Below are 8,399 nucleotides of genomic sequence, written 5' to 3'. Positions count from 1 at the left end.
CCCGCGGTCGGGTCGGAGTTGGCGATGTCGATGCCGCCGTCGGCGGTGCTGGCGGCCTGAATCTCCAGGCTGCCGCCGCCCGCTTGGTCGAAGTCGATGCCGCCGGTGCCGAGCGCGCGCAGCGCGGTGACGGTGACGTCCTCGGCCAGGGTGTTGACGATGCGGATGCCGCCGGTGGCGCTGTCGACGATCATGGTCCGCGCCGCGGTGGTGACGTTGATCTCGCCACCCGCGTCGAGGTCGGCTAGGCCGGCGGCGATCACGCCGCCGGTGAGGCTGCCGCCGGCGGCGAGGTTGGCGGTGCCGGCGCTGATGCCGCTGCCGACGACGACGATGCTCGCGTCCGCGCCCAAGGTCGCCGTGCCCGCGGTCTCGACGTCGTTGAAGGTGACGTCGCCGCCGCTTTGGTCGAAGTCGATGCGATCTCCGCTGCGGCTGCGCAACTGCTCGACCGTCACCGCGTCGGCGAGGGTGTTGTCGAGGTCGATGGCGCCGTTGACGGCGTCGGCATTGAGTGCTTCGGCGCGGGTCTGCACCGCCGTGGCGGCACCGATGCCCAGGCCGGCGTCGAGCTCGACGCGCTGCGCCACGAGCGCATGCGCGGGATCGGTCGGGCCGTCGATGGCGCCCGCGGCGCTGACGGCGATCTCGTCGTCTTCGGCGGTGACGGTGCCTTCGAGCGCGATGTCGCCGCTGCCGGTGGTGGCGAGGGCGATGTCGGCATCGGCGCCGTCGGCGGTGACCGGGCCGCTGATCGTCAGCTCGGCGCCGGGACTCGCGCCGGGGTTGGCATTGGCGATGTCGATGCCGCCGTCGGCGGTGCTCGCGGCCTGAATCTCCAGGCTGCCGCCGCCCGCTTGGTCGAAGTCGATGCCGCCGGTGCCGAGCGCGCGCAGGCCGGTGACGGTGACGTCCGCGGCCAGGGCGTTGGCGATGGTGATGCCGCCGGTGGCGCTCTCGGCGCCGATGGCCTGTGCCGCACTGATGACGTTGATCAGATCGCCGGCGCTCAGGTCGACCGCTTGGACCATCACCAGGCCGCCGCCGTCGATGGCGCCGAAGCGGCTTTCGATCGTCGCATCGGCGGCGGTGAGGGTTCCGACGAGACTCACGCTCTCGTCGGCTTCGATAGCAACAGTCCCGGCGGTGCCGTCGCCGGCGACGGGAACGAGGTTGATGTCGCCGGCGAGCGTCACGCCGCCGAGATCGTCGGCGCCCCTGCCGGCGCTCAAGGTCACGGAGAGCCGGTCGCCAGTGTCCGAATTCGCAACGCCGATGGCCACTCCAGCTTGAATAGCGATGTTGCGCGTGGCGTTGAGGGTCAGCAGCACGTCCTGCACGCCCCCATCAGTGGTGAGATCGGGCTGGATGCTCGCGGTGACGGTGATGTTGCCGGCATCGCCGGTGGGCGCCGGATTCCCGTCCGCATCCACCGTATCGGGGCTGGCCGGCGCGTCGGTATCGACCGTCACGTTGCTGCCGCCTTGCAACGCAGTGACGATTTGCCCGGCAACTGTGGCATCGACGGTGATGTCCGTCGGATCCAGCAGCCAAGTCCCGGCCACCCCGCCCGCATGCCTTGCCGGCGCGCTGAAGCTCGCCGCCGGGTCGATGCGGACCTCCGCCGCCGAGGTCTCGATGAAACCGCCGTTGCCGCCGTTGACGCCGCCGCGGGCGCTGAAGCGCCCGCCGATGTCGGCGCGGGTGCCGGCGAGCGCCCAGATGCTGCCGCCGTTGCCGCTGTCGGTGGCGTCGGCGCTGAGGCTGGCGCCGGGCTCGATGACCAGCTCGCGGCTGGCGCGGGTGCCGTTGCGCCCGTCGCGGCCGACGCGGATGTCGCCGCCGCCGGCGGGGCCGGAGGCGTCGAGCCGCGCGGTGCCGGTGAGCAGCAGGTCGCGACCGCGCACGTCGATGCTGCCGCCGCGGCTGCCGGCGACGGCGCCGGTGGCGTCCAGCTCGCCCGACACGCGCACGCGGCCCTGGTCGCCGCCGTCGATGACGATGGCGCCGGTGCGGTCGGTGAAGCTGCGGGCCTGCACGCGGCCGGCGACGTTGACGACGTCCTCGATGATGCCGGCGGCAGCGTCGGCGGTGATGAGCACGTTGCCGCCGTCGACGATGATCTCGCCGGTGTTCTCGGCGAGTGCGTGGACGCCGTCCGGGCGGCGCTCCACCTTGCCGGTAATGTCGAACTCGATCAGCCCGTCGCCATAGACGTCGAGCGAGAAGGTCTCGGCGCCGCCGACGACGACGTTGGACATCTGCCCTTCGATGATGCCGTCGTTGCGCGCATGCGGCGCCACCAGGGCGCCGAGGCCGCGCTGGCCGAGCGAGATGCGGCCCTGGTTGATGACCTTCGCGTTGGGGTTGCTGCTCGGCCGGTCGAAGTTGTAGCGCCCGTCCATGAAGGCGTCGTTGTCGATGTCGGTGGTGGTGGCGAGGAAGCCCTGCGCCTTGACCTTGCCGCCGGGGCCGACCATGACGCCGTTTTGGTTGACGAGCCAGACGTTGCCGTTGGCGCGGAGCTCGCCGTTGATGCGGGAGCTGTCGGGGCCGACGACGCGGTTCAGCGCGATGGACTCCTTGCCGGGCTGGCGGAACTCCGTGACCTCGCCGCCCTCGATGCTGAAGCCGTTCCAGTTGATGACGGCCTTGCCGCTGTGCTGCTCGATGGTGACGCGGCCGGGGTCGGTGGCGATGCTTGCGCGCCCGCGCACCACCTCGCCGCCGTGCGGGTTGGCGTAGACGCCGCGGCCCAAGGCCAGCATCAGCGTGGTCAGCGCGGCTGCGCCGAGGATGCGCGGCAACCGGGTGCCGAGCGCTGTGGCGTGTGACTTCGAGCCCTGCTGGCGTCCCATGATGCGTCCCATGATGCGTCTCCCGGTCGGGCGCCCTGGCGCGGCGCCATAAAGATCTTTCGAGCAATCGTCCGTGCGGGGCAGGCGGTGCCCCGCTGCTTCCGGCTGCGACTAAAAGCGTGCGATGGCGCGCACGAGCAACTGGGTGTCTCGCGTGTCGTCCGCGCGCTGGCTGTTGCGTGTGAGCGGCTGCGCCACCTGCAGCTCCAGCGACAGGTCACGCGCAAACCAGGTGCGCACGCCGGCGCCGGCCGAGGCGAGCGAGGCGGAGGCCGACGGCAAGAGGTCGTTCGCCTGCTGGCGCACGTAGCCGAAGTCGTAGAAGGCGAAGGCCTGCCAGCGCTCCAGCCAGTCGCGCTGCGACGGGCGGGTGTACTGCAGCTCCGCCGTCAGGCCGATGCCGTCGTCGCCGGAGAGCTCCTTCGGGTTGTAGCCGCGGCCGAAGTCGATGCCGCCGACATCGAACTCCTCGTCGGACAGCACGCGATCGAAGGCGTACTGCGCCGAGGTCAGCACGTACAGGCCCCAGCGGTCGGTGATGGCCTGGAGGCGGGAGGCGGTGAACTGCACGGTCGTGAAGCTGCCGTCGGCGTCGAAGCGCGAGGCGAACGGGTCCTCGGCCGGCGTGGCGTCGAAGGCGTCGAGCCCGTGGCGCAGGCCGAGCCCCAGATAGCTGGAGCCGCGGAAGCGGTCGCGGAAGTCGAAGGCGAGCGAGGCGGTGAGCACCCGCAGCCGGTCCTCGACGAAGGGCACGTCCTCGAACACGTCCGTGTCGCTGTCGATGTAGTCGAAGCCGATGTCGGCGAACAGGTTGCGCGCCCGGGCCCGGATGATCGGGTGCACGACCCGAAACGACACCAGGAGCTTCTTCGACTGGTAGGCGAACTCCTCAATGATGCCGCCGGGGTTTGAGTCGCCGTAGGAAACCAGGGCCGACACGTAGCTGCCCAGATCGCCGACCCGCACGGAGCCGTTGACCATGCCGACCTTCTGGTTGTTCTGATCGGCGAAGGCGTTGTTCGCGGGGTCGCTGACGAGGCCGGTGATGCCGATCTCCTCGCCGAGCGCCGTGTGGGCATTGGCGGCGACGCGGGCGGCGAGCTCCCATTCGCCGGTGAAGCTGCTGCCGATGTTGTCCACGAGCGCGAGCCCGGAGAACCGCTGCCGGCTCGCGACGACGATGAGCCGGGCCGCGCCCACCACATCGTCCGCGGGCTGCAGGATGCCCTTCACGTCGATGCCGGGGATGTCCTTGGCCAGCAGCAGCGCGCGCTCCAGCGTGGCGAGCTTGAGCGGGCGCTCGGCGGTGACCTTGGCCAGGTAGGCCCGCACCAGCCGCTCCGAGGGGCCGATATCGCCCTGGAGCTCGATGTCGCTGATGTGCCCTTCCAGCACCTCGAAGCGCAGCCGCCCGCCCTCGATGCGCTGCGGCGGCACCAGCACCCGGGCCAGAAACCAGCCGTCCTCGCGGTAGCGGCGTTGCAGCTCGGCGGCGATGTCGTAGACCTGAGCCAGGGTCACGGTGCGGCCGTAGCGGCCCTCGATGCCGCGCTGCAGCGCAGCGAGCGGATAGGCCGTGACGCCGTCCAAGTCGATGTAGCCCAGCTCGAAGCGCACCTGCTCGGCGCCGGCGGGGGCGACGGACTCGAAGCCGAAGGGCACCTCGGGCAGGGCCGGCGGCAGGTCCGGGCGGTTGCCCTCCACCGTGCGCAAGCGCACATCCGGCTCGGCACTGCCGGGCAGGCCGGCGCCGAGCTGCACGCGCAGGTCCGGCGGCAGGTTGGCGCCGCCGGGCTGGCCGACGACGGCTGGCGGCAGCAGCACCGTCGCGATGATGACGGCCGCGCGCCAGCCCGTCCGGCGCGGGGGCCGATGCCGTGGGCGGCCTATCTGGAAACGTTCGATCTCGATGCGTCGGGGGCAGTGCGTCGACAAGGGCACGTATTGTCTCCTTGGCCTGCGGCGCCTGGCGTCCGCGAATCAGCCTCTTTCCGGTGTCAGGGAGCGCGTAGAAGGCCTTCCAGGGCCTGCTTCGGCGTTACTAAGTTCGGCGACACTAAGCGAAAGCCTGCTCAGGAAAAGACGACGAGAGCAAAACACGGTTTTCGCTTCCATCCATGCTCATGCGCTCAGGCGCTTGAGCGGTCGCGGGGCATCCTGCCCCGCGTTGCATCAGCGCCTCAGGAGGCGCCGGTGGTCTGCTCGGCCGGCGTGGCCGGATCGGCTTCCTCGGGCGCCGCGGCCGGCGCCGCGTCGGCGGGAGGCGGTTCTTCGCCAGGCGCGGGGCCGGTCTCGATGAAGGTATCGATGACGAGCTCGTCCGCCGCGGGCTCGGCGGCGGCCGCAGCCGGCACATCCTCGACCTCGGCCGGCTCGGCATCCGCAGACGCCGGGGTCAGGGACGCCACCGCGTCGTCGGCTTCGCCTTCCGGTGCAGCAAAGGTCACGCGGCGGTTGATGGCGGCGGCCGGGCGGTCCGGGTCGAAGGGCTGGCTCGGGCCATAGCCGCGGGTGGGCAGCCGCTCGGCTTCGATGCCGTGCTTGGCAACCAGATAGTCGCGCACGGCATCCGCGCGCTGCTGCGACAGGCTGAGGTTGAACTGGTCGTCGCCGGTGGCGTCGGTGTGACCCTCGACGACGAAGGTCCAGTCGCGCAGATCATCCGACGTGAGCGCCTCGCCGAGCTTGTCGAGCAGCGGGATGGCGTCGGGATGCAGCTCCGCGGAGCCGAACGCAAACTGAATGCGGAACGACGCCGGCCCCTCTTCGAGGTCGCCCTCGGACGGCGGCAGCGGCTGGGCCGCGACAGCGCCCGTGGCAACGGCGGCACCCGCGGCCGCGCGACGCACGGCGGTCTTGCCGGAGCCGGTCGGGGTGCCCGCGGACGCGCCGGCGGAGCGCCGTGGCGCCGGCGCACTGGTCGGTGCCCGCCGGCTGATGGAACGCGTGCCTTGCAAGGCGCGCTTGATATCCGTGGGGCTCGCGTTGCGGTCCAGGTAGGACTGCGCCGAGGCGGCGGTGCCGAGGAAACCCCCGATGGTCAACAGCAGGCAACCGAGCGTAATGATCAGTCGTTTCATGGCGCACGCTCCATGTAAAGTTGATGTGCAGCCGGCACGCGTGGTGCAGCGTCAAGGCCGCGGAACGCCTTGTGCCAGTCATTCGTCAGGAATTGTATGCCATCGGCAAGCAATACCTCAAAGGAAGTATTTACCATTTTCGTTGAAACCGCCGTTGTTGCACCATGGCGCCTTGCGGCGGAACCCTGCTGCTGCGCCCGGGGGTCAGCCCGACATCGGCGCCGCGCCCAGAGCCCCCAGAGCAACCCAGAGCACCCGAACCCGCGCCGGGCCTGCGCGGGATATCGTGGCGGCCACGCCCGGCCGGGCGTGGCCGGACCTAGTCCGGAGTCGTCGAGCCTGCATGGACACCCGTAATTCCGCTCCCGCCCTGCCCCCCGGCACCAAGCTGTTCGGCTACGAGATCGTCGAAAAGCTCGGCTCCGGTGCCTTCGGCATCGTCTACCGGGCCACGCTGCTGGAGATCGGCGGCACGGTGGCGATCAAGGAGTTCTTGCCTGCCCAGCTAGCGCGCCGACGCGAGGACGGGCATGTCGAGCCCCTCAAGGATCACGTCGACGCCTTCCAGTGGTCGCTGGAGCAGTTCCGCAAAGAGGCGCGCACGCTGCGCGCGCTGGCGGACCCGGAGCCGCACCCGAACATCATCAAGGTGGAGTTGGTCTTCGAGGCCAACGACACGGTCTATTTCTCGATGCGCTGGGAGGAGGGCAAGCCGCTCGATGCCATCCTGACGCCCGAGCTGCGCTGGTCTGAGGAGCGGCTGCGCACGCTGCTGTTGGCGCTGCTCGACGGCCTGGGGCGCGTGCACGACGCGCACGTGCTGCACCGCGACATCAAGCCGAACAACCTGCTGCTGCGCCCGGACGGCTCACCGGTGCTGATCGACTTCGGCGCGGCACGGCGCGACGTGGCCGGCGCGGCGCAGTCGCGCTTCATCGTGCAGACGCCGGGCTTCGCGCCGCCGGAGCAGGCCTGGGGCGAGTACGGCCCCTTCACCGACATCTACGCGCTGGCCGCGTCGATGTTCTTCGTGCTGCTTGGCGACAAGCCGGTGGCCTTCGGCGAGCGCCGACGCTGGCTCACGCGGGAGCTGGCAGGCGTCTACAGCCAGACCTTCTTGACGGCGCTCGACCGCGCGCTAGAGCCCGACCATCACCAGCGCCCGCAGAGCGTGGCGGAATGGCGGCGGCTGTTCGAGGCGTCGGCCACCGATGCCACCGTGATACTGCGGCCCGGCGAGCCAGGCACGACCCCACCACCACCGGCGGCTGCCGACGCCACCGTCGCGAGCGGGCAGTCCATCACCGCCACGGCGGCCGCGGCCGGCGCAACGCCGCCGGCACCGCGCCGCCGCGGACTCATCGCGGTGCTGGGCGGGCTTGCGCTGGTGCTGGTGCTGGCGATCGCGGCCGGGCTGTGGCTCTGGCTGCCCCGGGGGCCGGCGCCGTCGGCGGACGATGACGCCTCGCGCGCGGCTGCCGACGACCAGCCCGCGGTGGTGGCCACCGCTCCCGCGCAGCAAACCCTGCCGGCTGAGCCCGCCGCGGCGGAGCGCGAGCCCCCGAGCACGCCAATCGCGTCCCCGCCTGCGTCGCAGCCGACGACGCCCGAGCCGACGCCGCAGCCGCCCGACACCCCGGCAACGCCGGCGCCGGCACCCGCGCTGCCGTCGGCGAAAGACAGCATCGCCGCGGCCATTCGCACCCTCGACTGCGCCCGCATCCGGCTCACGGAGACGGGCGCGCGGGAGTTTGCAATGGCGGGCTACGTGGGCAGCCGCGACACCCTGATTGCGCTGCGCGATGCGCTCCGGCAAATCCCGTCCATCCGCGTCGATCTCGCGACGCTGGAAGTCCTGTCGCCGCCGGTGTGCGCCACGCTCAGCACGATCCGTCCGTTCGGCGCCGAGCACGCCCCGAGCATCAGCACCAACCATGCCGACGGCCGCTATCGCATCGGCGATCCCTTTGCCGTGGACGTGAGGAATCGGGACGAGGGCTCGGGGCGGCTGCATCTGTTTTTCGTCAGCGCCGCGGATGAGGTCATGGCCTTCCCGGACAGCTTCGCAAAGCTCCTGTATCGGGGCGAGGCAGCCCGGGAGACGGGATTCGACGTCGGCGGCCCGGCGGGCGCGGACCTGATCCTCGCGGTCTGGTGCCACGGCGGCGTCGAGCTGCCCGGCAGGCTGGCCGAGACCGCGGGCACCGATGTGTTCCTGCCCCGGCTGCGCGCGGCGCTGACAGCACCGGAAGCGGCCGGCGCGTGCAGCACATCATCCAGGGTGATTCACGTCGCGCCCTGAGAAACCGCTCAAAAACAACGGCCCCACCCCCGACACCCACGTTCCGCCAGCCGATCGTCGAAATCGGGATCGGGATCGGGATCGGGATCGAAATCCTCCCGCCCAACCGCATTCGGCTCAAGCTGCGTCGAAGCGCGAAACCCTTGGGTCGTGCAATGT

4 protein-coding genes are annotated in these 8,399 nt (G+C 71.0%); 1 reads left to right on the top strand and 3 read right to left on the bottom strand.

Translation table 11 applies throughout. The features are described 5' to 3' along the window. The 3 genes from ML01_RS14745 to ML01_RS14735 all read right to left on the bottom strand — a co-directional run. Positions 1-2,870: filamentous hemagglutinin N-terminal domain-containing protein (locus ML01_RS14745; protein WP_156427734.1), on the bottom strand; the 2,870-nt coding region annotated here is incomplete at its 3' end. 99 nt (positions 2,871-2,969) lie between these two features. Continuing rightward, a complete protein-coding gene (locus ML01_RS14740) occupies positions 2,970-4,799 on the bottom strand; it encodes a ShlB/FhaC/HecB family hemolysin secretion/activation protein (protein ID WP_082674304.1) in 1,830 nt (609 codons plus the stop codon). A gap of 239 nt (positions 4,800-5,038) precedes the next feature. Then, complete coding sequence (locus ML01_RS14735) at positions 5,039-5,938, bottom strand: OmpA family protein (protein ID WP_058556160.1); 900 nt, start codon at positions 5,936-5,938, stop codon at positions 5,039-5,041. A 343-nt stretch (positions 5,939-6,281) separates the two neighbouring features. Here ML01_RS14735 and ML01_RS14730 point away from each other — a divergent pair, with 343 nt between their 5' ends. Beyond that, positions 6,282-8,240: a serine/threonine-protein kinase gene (locus ML01_RS14730; protein ID WP_058556159.1), complete on the top strand. Its 1,959-nt coding sequence runs from the start codon at positions 6,282-6,284 to the stop codon at positions 8,238-8,240. Positions 8,241-8,399: the final 159 nt, after the last annotated feature.

The sequence above is a fragment of the Thiohalocapsa sp. ML1 genome (assembly GCF_001469165.1).
Classification (GTDB): Bacteria; Pseudomonadota; Gammaproteobacteria; order Chromatiales; family Chromatiaceae; genus Thiohalocapsa.
This window is presented reverse-complemented; position numbering and strand designations above follow the sequence as displayed.